Here is a 19027-nt window from a genome sequence, read left to right on the forward strand (position 1 = left end):
GATGAATAAAAAAATAAAAAGATTTTTTAGAAGACAAAAATTGTAGTTTTTTACTATAAATAAGCGGAATAAAAAACAATTATTTTTTTAACTTATTGAAGTAATTATTTAAAATTTATTAATAAAAAAATTATTTATTTAATATTCTATATTAAATCACTTAAATTTTAAGGAGAATTTATGTCAGAAAAAAAGAAAAAAAGTTTAGTTATTGCTGGATTAACTGCTGCTGGATTATTAGCAGTAGGGGGGGCAGCGACTATTACTACACTTCACAGCGGTTCTAGTGAGACTGAAAAAGATCCAAAAGATCAACTTAAGGACGATTTAACAAACGTAAAAAATGATATTGATGATTTAATTAACTCTTTAGATACTGAAGACAATAAAGAAGAAATTAAAATTCTTGAAAACTTAAAAGATAAAATAGATCAAGCACTTCAAGACCCTAATATCACTGAAGGGGACTTAAATTCATTAAAAGATGAAGCAAATCAAACTCTTCAAGATTTAATTAACAAGAAAAAAGAGTTTGACAAAAATCTTTTAGGAAAATATGATGAGACAAAAAATGTTCTTGATGAATATAAAAATTCATTAGGCGATGATCCAAAATATAATTCTCTAAAAGAGAAGTTAGACAAACTTAATGAAAAACTTGAAAATTCAAAAAACAAACACTCTGAAAGTGAACTTTTAAGTAAAGAACAAATTCAAGAAATTAAAAAAGAGTTAGAAGACACAATTAAAGAATTAGATAAGATTAAATATGATAAATCATTAATCGACCTTGAAGAAGCTAAAAAAGCTAAAGATGAATTTTTAGCTAGTTTTGGTAATCCAGCTAAACCAGAATATGAAGACTTATTGAATAAATACAAAGATAAATGAGATGAAATTGACAAAAACATTGAAGCATTACCTAATAGAGATGGTGCCACTTTAGAAGATATTAAAAAAGTTGAAAATATCATTAAAGATATTGAACTAACTACAGCTTTAGAAAAATTAGAAAAAGCACATGCTGACCAAAATAAAAAACTTTATGATTTAATTAAAGAAAACACAATTGAACCTCTTGATGATGAACTTCAAAAATCTTGAGATAAATTATATGAGGATGCAAAAAGTCAAGCGAGTTTTGATGATGCTACAAACCAAAGTGTTCAAAAAATTGAAGAAGCTATCAAAAACTATATTGATGAGTCAAATCAAATGATCGAAGATTTAATAAATCTTAAAGACAGTGAAGATTTAGATAAATACAAAGCTATTCAAGAATTAAAAAATTTAATTAATAGTTCAAAAGATTACTCTAATAATGAATTAAATGATTCAGATTATAGTGACATAAAAAATAAATTAGAACAAGCTATAGCACAGGCTGAAAAAATAGCAAATACTAATAAAGATCTTCTCACTATTGAACAAATTAAAGATGAAATTAAATCTTTACAAGAAGCACTTGAAAATGCTAAAGCTGAAAAAAATAAAATTGATTCTGAAAAAATTAATGAATTTAAAGATGAAATTAATAACTTGATTAAAGATGTTAATGATTTTATAAACTCAAATCTTAATACCAAAGGTGAAGAAGAAATCAAGAAAGAATTAGAAGAAGCGATTAAAAATAATACTCCAGATGATTTTGATGATTTAAATTCATTAAAAGATAAATTAGAAAATTTAAATAAAGTTTTCAACGAAGCTAAAGATAAAGAAAAAGAGCATGAGCAACTAATAAAAGATTTAGAAAATGAATTGGCTAAGGCACAGGATTTTTCAAATAATAATCTAGATGACAATAAGGACCTCGAAATAAAAAATCAATTACAAGATTTAATAGACAAAACCAAAGATCAAATTAATGATTTTTCAAACCAAGAATTAAAAGATAAAAAACAAGAAATCATTGATGCTGTTAAAAAAGCCGAAAATGATAAATGAATTGCTGATGAACTTGTGGAACTTAATCAAAAAATTATTCAAGCAACAAATGTAATTGAAATAAATAAATTTAATGATAAAGGTGAGAAAGATATTCTTGATAAATTAGTTTCTTCTAGAGACAATGCATTAAATAAATATAACGAGATTAAATCAAGTCAAGATTTATCTAAGCTTAATGAAGCTAAAGAAGAGTGTAAAAAATTAGATGAAGCTATAAAAAGTTTTGAAATTGAAAAAGTGCAAAGAGACCAAGCTAAAAAACAACTTGAAGAGTCAATAGACAATGCGACAAAATTCTTAAATAATTTAAATAGTTCTGATTATGACCAAATTAAAAAAACCCTAAATAATGTTATTGAAAGTTCTCAAACAACAAAAACAGAAGGTGATAAGCTTGCTATCGAAGAAGCTATTGATAATTTATCTAAAGCTCTTCAAGAGGCTTGATCAAATAAAAATTTAATCGACCAAGATAGAGAAAATAAAATCAAGATAAAAGCTGAATTAGATAAATTAATTCCTGATGTTGAAAAATGACAAAAAAGTAATCTTAAAAATGAAGATGGTTCATTAATCAAACCAGGTTATACACAAATTGACAGTAAAACAACTGAAATTATAAATAACGCTAAAACTACTTCAGAAAATACTAATTCTAATTCACAATCACTTAAGGAAGCTTTAGACACTTTAAAAACTGAATTTGAAAATGTTAAGATTCAATTTGACAATTATACGAAGTCATTCAACGAATTGGAAAATAAAATAAATGAATTAAAAGGTTTAATTACAAATGATTTAAGTGAACCAATTTATAAAGATATTCAAAAAAAATATCAAGTTAAATTAGATAATTACAACAATGAAAAGAATAACAAAAATCTAGATCAATTTAAAGAAACTATTGAACAAGTTACTGCAGATATCGAATCACTTAAAAAAGAAAAAATTGAACGTGATCAGATTAAAGAAAGTCTTGAAAATTCTGTTCAAAAAGCCAAAGAATTTATTGACACTATCGATAAAAAAAATTCACTAAACACTCAATTTGTAAGCAATTTAGAGTCTCTAGTTAGCAAAGCGAATGAAGAACTTAAAAAAGAAGCTGTTAGTGACGAAGAACTAAAGAGATTGCAAAAAGAAATCGATGATGAGCTAAAAAGACTTATTGCTAAAAAACCTGTAGTTGATTCATTAATTAAATTAGAAAATAAAATTAATGAAATTAATAACATTATAAATCAAAATAACTCAGCTGACCCGGGATTAAATTCAGCTTTAGAAGAATTAAAAACCGCTAAAAACAACGCACAAAATAGTTTTAATGATTCAATAAATAAAATTGACTCAACTACACAAGAACAAGTTGATACAGTAATTGAAAATTTAAATAATGCATTAACTAAATTTAATAATTATAAAACTCAAAGAGAAGAGTCTAAGAAAAAACTTCAAAATAAAATTGATGAAGCAAATACTTTATTAGGTTCTTTAACCGACAGCAAATATGAACAAATTAAAAATGAATTGAATAAAGTTGTTGTTGATTCTAATTCAACATTAACTAATGGTGACAAAGATGCATTAGACAAAGCATTAACCGAACTTGAAAATAAAATTAACCAAACAAATACAGCTAAAAAAGAAATTGATAAAATGTATCGTGATATTGAATCTGCTAAACAAGCGATTCAAGAAACTATCACAAAAATGAATCAATGAAAAAATGGTAAGTTAGTTAAAGATGGTGAAAAAGAAATTTTAAATAGTTTCAACAACGCTATTAGCGAAGCAACTCAGACCAAAGATAAAATTGATGCAACCTTAAATGAATTAGTTGCTGCTAATCAAACATTAAATCAAAAATTTAATCAAATAATTAGTGCTGAAAATGAATTTTCAATTAACTATCAAAAAGTTAATGGCAAAATTACTGAATTAGAAAATTATACTAATAATAATTTAAATCAAAATATCTATTCAGATTTAAAATCTAAATATGATAAAGTTGTTACTGATTCTAGAAACTCTATTGATTCAAAAAACACTGAAGCATTAAAGACTTTATTTAATGATTTAACTGACTCATTAAATGAAGCTCAAAAGGATAAAGCTGAACGTGATAAAGTAAGAAGTGAACTTCAAAAAAGTATAGATAATGCTAATAATTTAATAAATGGACTATCAAAAAACCAAGTTTATAGTAAATTATTTGAATCACTAGAAAATCTAAAAACTAAAGGACAAAGTCAATTAGGAACTTCAACTACAAATGATGCATTGTCTGCAACATCTAAAGAAATTAATGACGAAATTAATAAAGTAGTTGAAAAACTTAACGTAGTTAATGAATTAAATAAATTAAACACTAAATTAGAACAAATAAAAACTGTTTTAGAACAAAATAAAAATGTTGATCCTGGATTAAATTCTGTAGTAACCACACTTCAAAATCAATATAATGATTCTAAAAATAATTTTGATAACTGATTAAATAATATCGACTCTAGTGTTGTGACTAATGTGGCAGTTGAAGAAAATAAACTTGATACAGCATTAAATACTTTTAATTCTGACAAACAATCACGAGAAAATTCAAAAGCGCGATTATCAAAATTAATCGAAGAGGTTAAAAATTATAAAGATAATACTTTATCGACTAAAACTGATTACAGTCAATTAGCTACAAAAGTTCAAGAATTAATTGATAAATACACACCTTATTTAAAAAGTCAAACTAAGAGCGAATTAGATCAATCCATTGCAGAATTGCAAGCTGAACTTGCTCAAATAAAAAATCAAAAAATATTAATTGACCAAGAAAATCAAACCGAAGAAGAAGTTAAAAAAGAAATTACATCATTAATAGCTAAAATTAGAGAGTGACAATCAGCAAATTTAACAAGTCGATTAAATGGTGCACTTATAAAAGAAGGTTATAAAGGTATTAACGAAACCTTAGAAAGTTCAATCAAACAGGCAGAAGGTGTCAAAGACAATAATACTTCAACTCTTAAAGCTCTTAAAGATGAATTTTTACAACTTAATTTAGCATTTAATAATGCTAAAAATAGTTTAACTTCACATCAAAACGCTTATCAAGGTTTAGAAAATGCAATTTCTAGTTTAAAATCTTTTGCTGATACTGAAAAAATTGGAACTGAACTTAAAGACAAATATTTAGCTATAGCAAAACAATATAATGACAGTAAAGATACAAGAAATGAAACTGAATTAATTGAAGATACGGTTAAAGTTAATCAAGTTCTTGAACAATTAAGAAATGAAAAACGTGAACGTGATACTGCTATTAGTGAACTTGCAAATAAAATAACTGCAGCTAAAACTTATATTGATTCTCTCCCTAAAAATGATTTAAGTTCTGGTATTTCTAGTTCACTTCAAACTTTAATTGATGAGTCAGCTTTAGTACAAAATTCTGATGTTTCAAAACAATCACTTATAGATCAAAAAGATAAATTAGATAAAGCAATAAGTGAAGCTAACACTAAAAAACCTACCTTAGAATCATTGATAAAACTTTCAGATAAAATTAAAGAAGCTGAAAGTACACTTACTAAACCTGAATATGCTGGTGTAAGTACAGGTATATCAAGTAAATTGCAATCTGCAATTGAATCAGCAAAGAGATTTTTAGAAGAAAATAAAAATAATCTTGCTGCTTCACAAATTACAATTATTGATCAAAAAACAACTGAATTAGATACTAAGATCAAAGAGTTTATTGCTGATGTAAAAGAGTTTAATACTGCTAAAGAAAGCTTAGAAAAAGTTGTTAATGATGCACAAAGCTATATTGACACTACTTTAATCAACCCTATATATTCTGATATTAAAAGCGATTTACAAACCGCTATAAACAAAAAAGATGGCACCATTGCAAATGGTAATACTCAAGAAGTTAAGGATTTAACAGTTGAAATTTCTAATAAATTAGCTGAAGCTAAAGTTAACAAAGAGAAACTTGATAGTGAAAACAAACAAAAAGAACAAGTCAAAAGAGATATTCTTGCCCTTGTTTCTGAAATGACAGTATGATCTAGAAATAATTTAACTAATGCTGGAACAAGAGAAATCAAAACTAAAATTAATGGAGCGACAAAAGCTGCTAATCTTGTTAAAAATAATTCAAATTCAACCCTTGAACAGTTAAGAGATGCTTTAACAAAATTACAACAAGATTTTAAAGATTCTAAGAGTGATTATGAAACTTATAAAACAACTTTAGCTTCACTAGATTCAAAAATTAGTGAACTTCAAAGTTACATAAATGTAAGTTTAACTGAACCTATTTACGGTGATATTAAATCTAAATATCAAGCAATAGTTGATAAATATAATAAAGATAAAAATTCATTAACTCAATCTAAGTTAGTTGAAGCTATCACTACATTAACTAACGAAATCAATAATGCAAAACAAGAGAAAAGTGAACGTGATACAGCCAAAACTTCATTAAATAATAAAATAGGTGAAGTGAATACGTTTATTACTTCTTTAGGTGATTCAACAGTTTACAATAAACTTAAAGAGCCGTTAAATAATGGAATAACATCAGCAAATCAATTATTAAACAAAGCAAGTGATAATGCAACACTTAATGCTAAAACAACTGAACTTAATAATCTTTTAACAAATGCTAACGCAGACAAAGCTAAGTTCGATGCTTTATTCAACTTAGAATCTAAAATTGCTTTAGCAGATAAATTGCTTAAAGATAACGAAAATGCTGATAGTGGTTTAGCAAGTGTTATTAAAGAGTTAAAGGATACAAAAGACGCTGCAAAAACTAAATTTGATTCTTGAATGACTGATCCACTTAATTCAGATTCAACTTTAGTTAAACAAGAAGCAGATAAATTAAACGCTGCGATTGAGAAATTCAATGCTGATAAAGCGGCTCGTGAGGCTTCAAAATCAGCATTAGCAAATGCTACAGCTGAAGCAAACTCTTATGCTCAAGGTACATTAAATAAAGATCAATACCTTGAACTTAAAAATGAATTAGAAACTTTCTTAAAAGATCAAGACAAATATGCAACAACTGAAACTAAAGCAGAATTAGATGTAAGAGTTGAAAAGATTAAAACTAAACTTCAAGAAATTAAGAATCGTAAAGATGCTATCGATCAAGCTGAAAATGAAAGACAAAATGAAATTTCAAAACTTGGCATATTGATTGAAAACGTTAAACAATGACAAAATGCAAACTTAAGAGAAGCTTCAAATAATACTATATTGAAATATCAAGGTTTAAGCCAAATTGATGGTGATTTAACTAAATATATTACTGTTGCAGAAACAGCTAAAAATAGACAAAGTTCAACAACTGAGCAATTGAAAAAAGCTTATTCTGTTTTAGAAACAGCACATACCAAGGCACAAACACAATTATCTTCATACAATAACGCACATAGAGAATTAAAAGATAAAATCAGTGAACTTAAAAAATATGTTACTGAAACATTGAAAGCTCCTGAATACAAAACTATTCAAGATAAATATCAAGCTGTTGTAAATGCAAGTGAAAAAGTTCAAGATAATTTAATTGAAAATCAACTTAAAGAAGAATCAGCTAAATTAGTTACTGAATTGCAAAATGCTAAAGCTGAAAAAGAAAATCGTGATAAAGAATTAGCTAAAGCTAAATTAGAACAATTAATTCTAACAGCAACTACTTATTCAAATGATTCAACTGATGGAGTTGGTGCAACTCAATATTCAAGCGTTAAAGCAACTTTAGTACAAGCAATTAATAATGCTAAAGAAAATATTAATACCTTAAGTAAAGATCAATTAAATAGCAGATACACAACTCTTGAGGCTGCATTAAACAAAGCTAAAGCGGATAAAATAGCTAAAGCTAAAGAAATCCACGCTGCAGCTTTAAGTGAAGCTGATACTTGAATTGCTCAAAATTTAAGTAAGAATAAACCTGCTGAATTTGGTAAAGGTAATTCGCTTAAATCAGATTTTGAAGCAGCTATAAACCTTTATAAAGATACTTCATCTAACGATGCAAACGATATCTACCAAAAAGCACAAAATATTAAGGCTGAATTTGAAAAATTAAAACTCAATAAAGCTACAAGAGACGCTGCTGAAGCAAAATTGGATGCTTTATTAGTAAAAGCTACTGAATTAAAAAATTTAATGCCTGAAGATAATAAATTTAATACAGCTAAAACTAAATTAGAAAACGAAATAACCAGAATTAGTGGAGTTAAAAACTCATTAAATACAGAACAACTTCTTGAAGCTAATAAGAGTTTAGAAACCATATTCAATAAATCTGTTGAAACATATAGAAATAATCTTGAAAAATTAAATGCTAATGCCACAAGATTACTTACTGAAGCAAAAGATTTGAGTGATAAATTAAATCCTAAATATAACGATTTACAAACAAAAGTAAATGAAAGTAGTGCAAAAATTACTTCACTCGATTATAAACAAATTGCACAGTACTATAGCGATACAAAACCTCTTTATGATAGTTTAATTCCTAAATACAATAGTTTATTAGGAAAATCACAACAACTTGATAAACTTCTAAAAGAACTTGATGCAGAAATCACTAGAATGAAAACTGTACAAAACGGTAATGTAATTTATAAATATTGAATCACTGAAGCAGAAGATAGATTAGCTAAAAACAAAGTATATAATTCAGAAGAACAAGTTCAAACTAACATTAATTATTTAACTAGATACATTCCAGCATTAAAAAATGTGGTTGCCGGAATTGATCAAGCATATGCTAAATACTTACCTGCTAAAGAAAATGCAGATGCATTTAGAAAAGCATTGAGTGGTTATACTGATTTACTTGCAAAATATGACCAAGCCGTCACAAACCCTGCTAAAACTTTTGAAGATCAGTTTATGGCAGAGGGTAAAGATAGTAAACAACTTACAGATGCTACTGCCAAATTAAATAATGCTGAAGCTACATTTAGAAGTATTATCCAACCAACAGGAACACAAATTCAAAATAAAATAAGTGGTGATTGACAAAAAACTCTAACTGAAATAGCTAAATTTGCAAAAGTTACTACTTCTCCAATTTCTTCGCATAAAGGAATAACTTTAGATAAAACTGCTTTAGATCAAAGAGATGCCTTAGTTAAAGAATATAATAACCTAAATCCACAAAACTTATTAAATACTTTAACTAATAAAATTACACAAAACATTAAACCAACATATAAAGAATATGATGATTTATTAAAGAAATTAAATGGTTATATTGCTGATCTTAATGCAAAAATGAATAAAATCTACAATGATAACTGAACTAGAAATGGTGGAAAACATACTCACAATCTAGCAAAACAAGAACTTGATAAAAAATTAAATGCTAACCTTCACTTAAATTCTTCAACTGGTTTATATGACAAACAAGCACTTGAACTTGAAAAAACAGTAACTTACACATATAATGGAAATGATCAACAAATATACTACAATTATGCTAAAGAAATACAAAAAGTTGTAGATTTATATACATTACATACTAATGAAATGAATAAACGTAAAGCACGTCTTGAAGCTTCAACTCAATCATACAGAGATTCTGCTACATATAATAGTATGATTGAATGACAACAAAAATACAGTAAGTGAAATGAAGATCTTTTAGGTGGAGCTCACAATACTGATGAGCAATTTGTGAATGCAACTAGAGAATTTGCAAGTTATGGTATTGTAAAAGCACAAGATTTCATTACAAATCTTTTTGGAAAACGTAATACTGCTGAGTACGGTGTTTATGAGTCATTTATATTAAATGAAATGCTTGAAAGTATCAATACTTTCAAAGGTTATTGAGATAATTTTGGTGATAAAAACTGAGACAAACCATTAAAGATTGGTAGTTCTAAATATAATTCTTTAAGAAGATATGTTTTCACATATTATAGATACTCTCCTTCAAAACCAAATAATACTGAAATTAACATTTGAAGTGAAAATGCTAAAAGACGTTATGGTATAACTAGCGATAATTTTAACTACGATTATCACACTAGAGAAGCATCTGAACATGATAAGAGATATAATCATGAAGAAGGTGTATTAAACTGATCTCGTCGTGATTGAGGTTGAGTTAATGAATGAGATAATGATAGAGCTCAAAGAATGAGAAATACTAATACAATATTTAATACACACGGTATGTACAGATTATTTACTGCTGCTTGAAATGACATCAAACACCTATGAGAAATTTATACCGAAAAACTTAATCAATTAAATAATAAGCAAATAACTGAACTACAATTTGCAAACTTTAAGGTAGAATATCATAATTTATTTGAAAAATTATGAAAGAACAACTATGTTACTATTTCCGATCCTATTCAAAAATACGCAGATAATTTAAGCATTACTTACTCTATTATGCACCCAACAAACCTTAGTTTAATATACGATTATATTAGCAAAAATTAATCCCAAAAAGGCAAACCTAAAAGGTTTGTTTTTTTATAAAAATGATAATTTATTCAAACACCCGAATTAGAAAAATTAAATAACAAGATAAACGACTCCAGAACCAAAAAAATCTTGTTTTTTTTTTTTTTTTTTTGAAAAAACATATATATTTATAATATATTTAATTTTGTAAAAAAATATTGATATTAATTTTGCTTTTTTATCTATAAATAAGCGGTTTATGGAGGTATATGAATAGTATAAAATTTAAAATTAACTTAAGAAGAGTTTTTACAGTTATTTCTATTATATTGATTGTAATATTCTGTGAAGAAGTACTTAGAAATTTTAAGAATTTTTTCACATTAAATGGAACAGTTAATAAGTATCTTAATTTTCTTTTTGATAAATCGGATATAACCATTTTTGGTTCTAGTTTTGTTCTTGGTTATACTTTTGCTGCGTTTTTAATCACAATTTTCGCTTCCTTAGTTTATTCAATTGTTAAAATGTATCGTCATGAGCTAAAACTTGAATATTACATATTTTGATATATGATTTATATAGTTTATGCAAGTGTTGGTTTATTTATTTTCATTAATTATTTTCCTAATGATAAAATAAGTGATATTACTTATTCTACTTATTATTTCCTTGGTTTAATTTTGATCAATATTATTTATGATATAGTTCAGTTTATAACTAAAAGTGTTATTTCATATTTTAATCTTAAAATTTTTATTTATTTTATTTATTCGACACTTACTAAAATTATTGGTTATCTTGTTGGATTGATATTAGTAATTTCATTCGTTAATGGAGTTAATGCAAATGCTAATATGAATCAATTATTCATAAATAATACTTTTGTGGAAAAGATAAATAATTTATTCTTTGTTCAATCTATTAGATCTGCATTACTTTTCTTTGTTTTGATTTTTGTTAGTTTAATCTTAATCAGTGGAAATTGATTGTATTATTATTACTTGAATAAAGAAAGAAAAATACTTTCACAAACATTTTTTAGTGTTGTTATTTGTTTCTTGGCTTTATTTGCTTCAAATATCATCTACACTATTTATATGTTGATTACTCAAAAAGTAAGTACTGGATTTATTAATATAGATAGTACTAGACATTGAACTTACATTATTTTTGGAGTTATTTTATTGTTTTGATTACTAACAAACATAGTATTATTTTGAAAAGTTGGTTCATATCGTCAAAACAAGAGTTTATTCACATTCATGATGTATTTAACTACTTTAATTTTTGTTGGTTCAACAATAATTTTTAGAATTTATGAAAAAGAACGTTTTTCGGCAATAACTTCATTAGTTATTAGTTCAATATTATGTTTCATCAACATCTCTAATTGAATATTTATGAGAAAGAAATTAAATTATAGACATTCACTTTTTGTTATTATCTCAAGTATTTTACTTTCTGGTTCGTTATTAGTTTCTTCAGTAGATATTTTATTAGTTAACCATCAAAATACTTCAATTTCATTTATTCCTTCTCCTTACACCATTCCTGATTATTTACTAATGTGTGTGGCTGGAACTTCGTTGATTTTTTCAACATATCAAATTATTAATTGATTAGTACTAATTATAAGATTATTAAGATTTAAAAAGAAAGGAATTAGTTATGAGTAAATTTTTTAAGTTATTTAATAAAACTAATTTGTCTAAAAAAGAAGTAAATGATATTGCTGAATATCCAGAAGAATTTAGAGACTACTATAGATTAAGAAATGGTGATGAGTTTATTTCTTTTGAGATGTTACTTAATTCTTCATTACTTTTTTATGATCGTGAAAATGTTAATCAATTTCTTGACTTTATTAAAGCTAAAATTGATGAAAATAATGATAAACATCATCAATTAGTTTTTGATAAATTTGTAATTAATTGAATAAGAAACCCTAGATACGATAGTAAAAAACTAGTTCCTAGCTTGATTGAATCCGAAGATTCTAATTCACTAAGCTTAAACTTAAATTCCGCTAATGAAGAATTTAATGATATTTTCACTAATTTTAATTTACATATTAATGAAGTAATTTTTAATGAACTTAAAATTGTTGAAGTTTATCCCAACATAATTGTTTTTCTTGATCAATCAACTAAAAATCTTAAATGTCTATTTGGTAGAGAAGTTTTATAATGAATATTAAAAAAATAGAAACTAAATTAAATAATATAAATCAAATTTATAAAATAGTTGAATCAAACAAAAACGTAACATTAATTAATATTCTTAAACTATCAAAATTAATTAATAATTACTTTGAACGTTCGCGTTACAGTAAAGAGTTAATTAATAAAATTCAAAAAAAATATAATGTTACTCATGAATTATTAAAATCTTCATCATTAGTAAATTTTAGTAAAAAGAAAAATCATTTTTCAACAATCTGAGTGTACATAAGTGAAATTGAAAAATTTGACACTGACTCATATAAAAAACATGAAAACTCACTTTTAAAAAACTTTAATATTGGTTCAGATGTTATTATTGCAGTAGGCAAAAGAGCCGTTGATTTTGCTAAATTAAACAACTATAAAATAATTTTTGAAAGAGAAATTAATGAAGTTGAGATTCTTTCAAATATTTTGCCTCAATATATTGAAAATTATCTTGAAATGAATGGGTTCCATAACTTAAAATTCATCATTAATTCTTCAAAAATTTTAGATAGTTATATAACTGTACTTCCAATTGATCAAAATAATTTTAGTTTTGAACAAAATAAAGGTATAAAACATAATTTAAATCATTTATCTAAAGTAAAAATTTACCCAAATACAACAAGTTTTATTGATAATGAAATTCATAACTATTTAACTTATGTTACACTTTCACTTCTAACTGAATCATCTTTAATTTATGAAAAATATAATTTGGTTATCCAAAATAAAACATTAAATGATTTAGAAGAAAAAAGAAGAAAAACAAAAATTAAGTTATTGAATGAAAAAAGAGAAATTGAAGTTGAACAACTTTCTTTATTAAGTAATAAAAAAGATATGTTACATACTAGCAAGGAGTAAAATGGACAAAAAGATAATATTTATTTCACAAAACAATAATCAAATCACTTTTGATGCAAATGAAATTTACTCTTGTACTCAATTAGATGATAATTGAATTAAAATTTCTTCCCCATCAGTAGCTAGTTATAAAAAAACATTTCTTAAAATAAAAACAGATAATAAAGAAATTTTCTATTTTGTTCTAAATAATGTTTTTATCGAAAACATCGACGAAAACATTTTAGTTCATTATTATGGTAAGTTTTCACAATATGTTTTTGATAAATACATTGAAAAAGATTTAATGCTCTCTTACAAAGAAAAAATAAGTGAATTAAATAACAAAATAAAATATTTTGAGTCATTAAAATCTCTTAATATTACTACAAATACTTTTGAAAAAATAAAAACATTTAAAGATCAATTGTATTTATATAAAGCTTTATTTGATTTTCAACTTAAATTAATTTATGAAAGGGAGAATAATGAAAAATAGATTAAAATGACTATTACTTACTATTTCAACTTCCACCCTTCCATTAATAACTTTATCAGCCAGCTCAGAAAATAATAGCTCCAATAATGGTGGAACAGTAAGCCCTGATTTTGATAAATTTAAGGATACAACAAAAAAGAGAATTAATGATTTTCTTAATTCGATAATAGATAAAAAAATTGAAGAATACAAAGTTAGATCACGTAATTTATTATCAGAAATTGATAATAATGGTGATAATTTTGCTCAAAAAATCATTGAAAGTTTATACATGCAATACTTAAGTAATTTCTTAAGTAAAAATAAAGATCAAATTTTAGATGATTACATTTCTAAAGGAATTGTTATTGTTTATTCTAGAATTATTTCTGAGAATAAATTTCTTAGTGAAGCAAATATAGACTTTAACGGTGATTCATATCCTGAAGTTAAAGTTGCTGATAGTGATGAATTTAATTATGAACACTTGATTGATGATCCAGAAATAAATAGAGAAATTAGCATTAGAAATATCGTGAATTCTAACAAGCTTGAAGATATTAATAGTAAAAATGATAAGTACTTTAGTGAACTTGAAGCTGACTTTGATAGATATTTTGCTAATAAAGAGGATTTTCCTAAATTGGATCTGCAAAGCGTTATTGATAAAGATGGCACAGTAAGCATAGATAAGAACCCTGAAACAAATGTTTTAGAATTAACTGTACCAAAAAATTATCAAGATTGAGATGATTACATTATTAGAAAAATAAAACCTAGATTTACTGCTTATGATTTAAGAAAAAATAAAGAAATTGAAAAAGAAGATATCAGTGATGAAGAACAACCTGAAGAAGAACCAATTTTACCTGCTATACCTGATATTGTCCCACCTAATGCAACAGATGTTGAAACTAATGTTGATCCTTTTGATGCTAAAATAGGTCAAGAAAATGTTGGAAGATTTAATCCTTATGTAAATTATGAATATTATGATTCAATTAATTTAACTGATTTAGCCACTAAGTTTTCTGAAAATGTTGATGAATTAAATAAATTCTTTTACTTTAATAATCCGATTAATACCAGATATGAATATAAGGTTATTAAGTTAAAAAATATTAATGAAAGACTTTACGCTGATATCAAAATAAAAGACTTAGTAAATAATAAAGAAATAATTTATGAAAATTCTGAAGTAAAAAAAGAACTAACTAAGAAAAAAACTATTTTAGAACAAATAAAAATCGATACAGTTAATGAAATTTATCTTAAATTCTATGAAAGCTTAGGTTTAAATAAAAAGATAGATCTCAAGAAATTAGGAAACACAAAAATTCTTTCTAATACAGTATTTAATATGATTTTTGAATCAATAAGAATTTATAGCGATAATAAATTCATTAAAGAAGTTAATTCTATTATTAGTGATTACTTAATTAAATATAAAGATTTAAGTTCTGATGCTCTTTACGAAAAATTTGGTAAAGATAAAAATAGTGATTTCAGACACGATATTAAATATTTATTACTCAGTTCACATTTTAACTCTTACATCAATAAAATTAATTTCTGAAATTATCTCTCAAGAGCATATCAAGAACTATTTAATGAATATGTTTCGTTTATAAATACAAATAAACAAGTTATTCTTCATAATATTGACTTAATTATCATTAAAAATGACAAAAACAATTCAGAAAAAACATTAGATAAAGAAAAAATTGAAAAAGTTATTCGTGCGCTAAATAAAGATATTAATTACCTTTTTGGGGTTATTAATATTTCTAATCCAGCTGAAATTATTGATGAATATGAAGAATATCTTTCACAAGTTAAAAAAGTTCAAAGTCAATTTAGAAATTTAGCAACAGTAACTTCAATAACTAAAAAATTAACAAATGAAGATTTAAATGGAAGTGAAAATGTGCTTGAGAGATTCACTGAAGCGTTTAGAAGTTTAGAGGTTAATCCTGTAAAACAACCTAAATCTGACTTAATTTTAATTAGAGTTTTGGGTTATGTAATTCTTGGAGTTGGAGTTTTACTTACAATTATTACTTCAGCACTTCAAATATTTAAAAATAAAAGAAATAAGAAATCAAGCTCAAAAATTAATGCTAGTTTAGTTTTATCTTGATTAGTTAGTGCACTTATGGTTGTTACATCAATCATATTAATTTTAATAGGAAATGGAGGATTATAATATGTCTAATAAAATTCAAATCAAAGCAATTTTTGACTATATTATAGAGTTGAATGGAGATCACAACTTTGCTCAAAATGAACGCTTAGTACTTAAAAATGATAATAGTGTTAAAGCATTAGTTATATCAGCTTCTGAGAACAAAGCATTTTGTATTGTTAATGTTGATCCATCAGAACTCAAAATTGAAGATGAATTCATCATAAGTAAAGAAAGTAATTTAGTAAAAACTTCAAAAAAATTCTTTGGAAAAATTATCGATATTGAAAATAATATTGTTTATCCAGCGACTACTAAAGAAACTGTTGAATTTATGGAATATGAATCAAATATCTTTAACAAACCAAATGATTTAATGAGTTATAAATCACTAAATGAACAACTTAATACTGGTTATATTTCAGTTGATTTACTTGTTCCTATTGGTAAAGGACAACGTGAGTTAATCATAGGTGATCGTAAAACTGGAAAAACTTTTATTGCATTAAACACTATTATTAACCAAAAAAATAAAAATGTTAAATGTATTTATGCAGCAATAGGAACTCAACATTCACAACTTTCAACAGTTTATAAATTACTTGAAGAAAATGGTGCTTTAGAACAAACTATTATAGTTAAAGCTGATTCAGATCGTCCTTATGATCAATATTTACTTCCTTATGTTGCTATGGCACATGCTGAGAACTTAAGTTATGAAGATGATGTATTAATTATTTTTGATGATTTAACTACTCACGCAAATATTTACCGTGAAATGGCTTTATTGACAAATAAACCTGTTGGTAAGGAAGCGTTCCCTGGAGATATGTTTTATGCTCATTCACGTTTACTTGAAAGAAGTGGTAATTTTACAAATAGAAAAAGTATTACCGCACTTCCAATCCTTCAAACTGTTGATAATGACATCACTTCATTAATTTCTTCAAATATAATCAGTATAACTGATGGTCAAATAGTTACTAATAGTGAAATATTTGCTTCTGGAAAATATCCTGCTGTAGATATTGATTTATCAGTTTCACGTATTGGTGGTATGGTTCAAAGTAAAGAAATTGCTAAAGTAGCTTCCAAAATTGGAAAAATTTATAAAGCATATAGAAGACAAACAAAACTTTCATCACTTAAATATGACTTAAATGAGCAAACAAATAATTTGATTAAAAATGGACTTTTAATTGAAGAGATGTTTAATCAAAAAGGTATTTCACTTTATTCTGAAGAAGATTTATTATTAAACTCTGATTTAATTTCTTGAAATTGTTTAACAGATGTTAAAGATGTACAATTAGCCTTAAAATTCTGTCAAGAATTAATTAAAGTAGATGAAAATGCTAGAAAAATATTTGAAAGTACTAAAAATACCAAAAATATTGATCCACGTGTTTCTGAATTTTTCAAAAGTGCACTTAAACAGTTTAGTAATAAGTTAGAACTAAATTGAAATATTAAAGTTCAAAATGAATTCATACCAATTAAAAAAGATATTTTAAATAATATTATTCAAAAGTTAGGAGTTAACAATGGCAGCGAAAATAACTAAAATTTGAACTGATGTAGTACAAATTAGTTTTTCTAATGAAGAACTTCCAAAAATTAATACTTTAATTCTAACTGAAGATAATCTAAACTATTTAATGGTAAAAAAAATACTTGATCAAAACAATCTTTTAGCAATGATTATTTATAATGAAACTCCATTTTATATTAACCAAAAAGTAAAATGCTTAAATAAATCATTTATGGTTCCAGTTGGTCAAAAAGCTAAAGGTCATGTATTTGATTTTAGTGGTAAATCGTTAAATCAACCTGAAATTAAAGACTTTGATTTTGTTGAAATGGATTCTACTATTGTTAAAAATCTTAATTATAAATATGAACCAGAAATTTTAGAAACAGGAATTAAAGCTGTAGATTTCTTCATTCCAATTATTAAAGGAGCAAAAATTGGTATCTTTGGTGGTGCTGGAGTAGGAAAAACAGTTTTAATGAAAGAAATCATCTTTAATTTATCTAAAAATCAAGAAAAAACCAGTTCTATTTTTATTGGTTCTGGTGAACGTTCACGTGAAGCGATTGAACTTAAAAATGACCTAGAAGAATCTAATTTAATGAAAAATTCAACTCTTTATGTATCAAGAATGAATGAGTCAGCAGGTTCTAGAATGAGCATTGTTCCTATTGGTATAACTGCTGCTGAATATCTTAGAGATAATGAAAAAGAAAATGTACTGCTATTTATTGACAACATCTTCCGTTTTCTTCAAGCTGGTAATGAAATTTCAGCTTCACTTGATAAAAAGCCTTCTCTTGGTGGATATCAATCGACATTAAACACTGAAATTTCTTCAGTCGAAAACAGAATTTTTGCAAATCAAAACGGAAATATCACTTCATTCCAAACAGTATTTTTACCTATGGATGATCTTTCTGAACCTTCTGCAGTCGCAATATTTAAGCACCTAGGTGGAAACTTAGTCCTTTCACGTGAAGTAACTGCCAAAAATATCTTCCCTGCAATTGATCCGCTTGCATCTAGTTCAAGTAGTATTGATCCGATGATAATTGGTCAAAAACATTATGATGCAATTATAGAAACTAAAAAAATACTTCAAAGATATAAAGAACTCGAAGATGTTATTTTAATTTTAGGAATAGATGAACTTGATGATGAAAGTAAAGTTACAGTTAAAAAAGCACTTCAATTACAAAATTTCTTCTCACAATACTTTTTCATGACTGAACACTTTACTCATGAAAAAGGTGTATATGTAAAATTAGAAGACACTATTGATTCAGTTATGAGAATTATTAATGGTGAATTTAGTGATGTTGAGCCTGAGAAATTCTTGTATATTTCGACAGTAAATGATTTATTAGAAACTAAATAATTAAATAAAA

The 19027-nt window shown here is 25.5% G+C and carries 8 protein-coding genes; all 8 read left to right on the forward strand.

From position 1 onward, the window contains the following. The first annotated feature begins 180 nt into the window (after positions 1–180). The 8 genes from FRW55_RS01245 to FRW55_RS01280 all read left to right on the forward strand — a co-directional run bounded on the left by FRW55_RS01245 (position 181) and on the right by FRW55_RS01280 (position 19017). Complete coding sequence (locus FRW55_RS01245; RefSeq protein WP_146368394.1) at positions 181–10422, forward strand: hypothetical protein; 10242 nt, start codon at positions 181–183, stop codon at positions 10420–10422. A 233-nt stretch (positions 10423–10655) separates the two neighbouring features. Then, complete coding sequence (locus tag FRW55_RS01250) at positions 10656–12065, forward strand: MSC_0624 family F1-like ATPase-associated membrane protein (RefSeq protein WP_146368395.1); 1410 nt, start codon at positions 10656–10658, stop codon at positions 12063–12065. Continuing rightward, a complete protein-coding gene (locus tag FRW55_RS01255; RefSeq protein ID WP_146368396.1) occupies positions 12058–12576 on the forward strand; it encodes an MSC_0623 family F1-like ATPase-associated protein in 519 nt (172 codons plus the stop codon). The genes FRW55_RS01250 and FRW55_RS01255 overlap by 8 nt, the downstream gene beginning before the upstream one ends. Beyond that, entirely contained in the window at positions 12576–13463 is an 888-nt protein-coding gene (locus FRW55_RS01260) for an MSC_0622 family F1-like ATPase gamma subunit (protein WP_146368397.1), read from the forward strand. The genes FRW55_RS01255 and FRW55_RS01260 overlap by 1 nt, the downstream gene beginning before the upstream one ends. 1 nt (position 13464) lies before the next feature. Continuing rightward, on the forward strand, positions 13465–13941 hold the full coding sequence (locus tag FRW55_RS01265; RefSeq protein ID WP_146368398.1) for an MSC_0621 family F1-like ATPase epsilon subunit: 477 nt from the start codon (positions 13465–13467) through the stop codon (positions 13939–13941). Further along, positions 13931–16126 carry an MSC_0620 family F1-like ATPase-associated subunit gene (locus FRW55_RS01270; RefSeq protein WP_146368399.1) on the forward strand — a complete coding sequence of 732 codons (2196 nt, stop codon included), beginning with the start codon at positions 13931–13933 and terminating at the stop codon, positions 16124–16126. Before FRW55_RS01265 ends, FRW55_RS01270 begins: the two co-directional genes overlap by 11 nt. Position 16127: 1 nt before the next feature. Beyond that, on the forward strand, positions 16128–17669 hold the full coding sequence (locus FRW55_RS01275; protein ID WP_146368400.1) for an MSC_0619 family F1-like ATPase alpha subunit: 1542 nt from the start codon (positions 16128–16130) through the stop codon (positions 17667–17669). Then, the gene (locus tag FRW55_RS01280) at positions 17650–19017 is read left to right on the forward strand and encodes an MSC_0618 family F1-like ATPase beta subunit (protein ID WP_146368401.1); all 1368 of its coding nucleotides are present in this window, start codon (positions 17650–17652) and stop codon (positions 19015–19017) included. The genes FRW55_RS01275 and FRW55_RS01280 overlap by 20 nt, the downstream gene beginning before the upstream one ends. Positions 19018–19027: the final 10 nt, after the last annotated feature.

Source organism: Mycoplasma anserisalpingitidis (assembly GCF_007859615.1).
GTDB lineage: Bacteria > Bacillota_I > Bacilli_A > Mycoplasmatales > Metamycoplasmataceae > Mycoplasmopsis > Mycoplasmopsis anserisalpingitidis.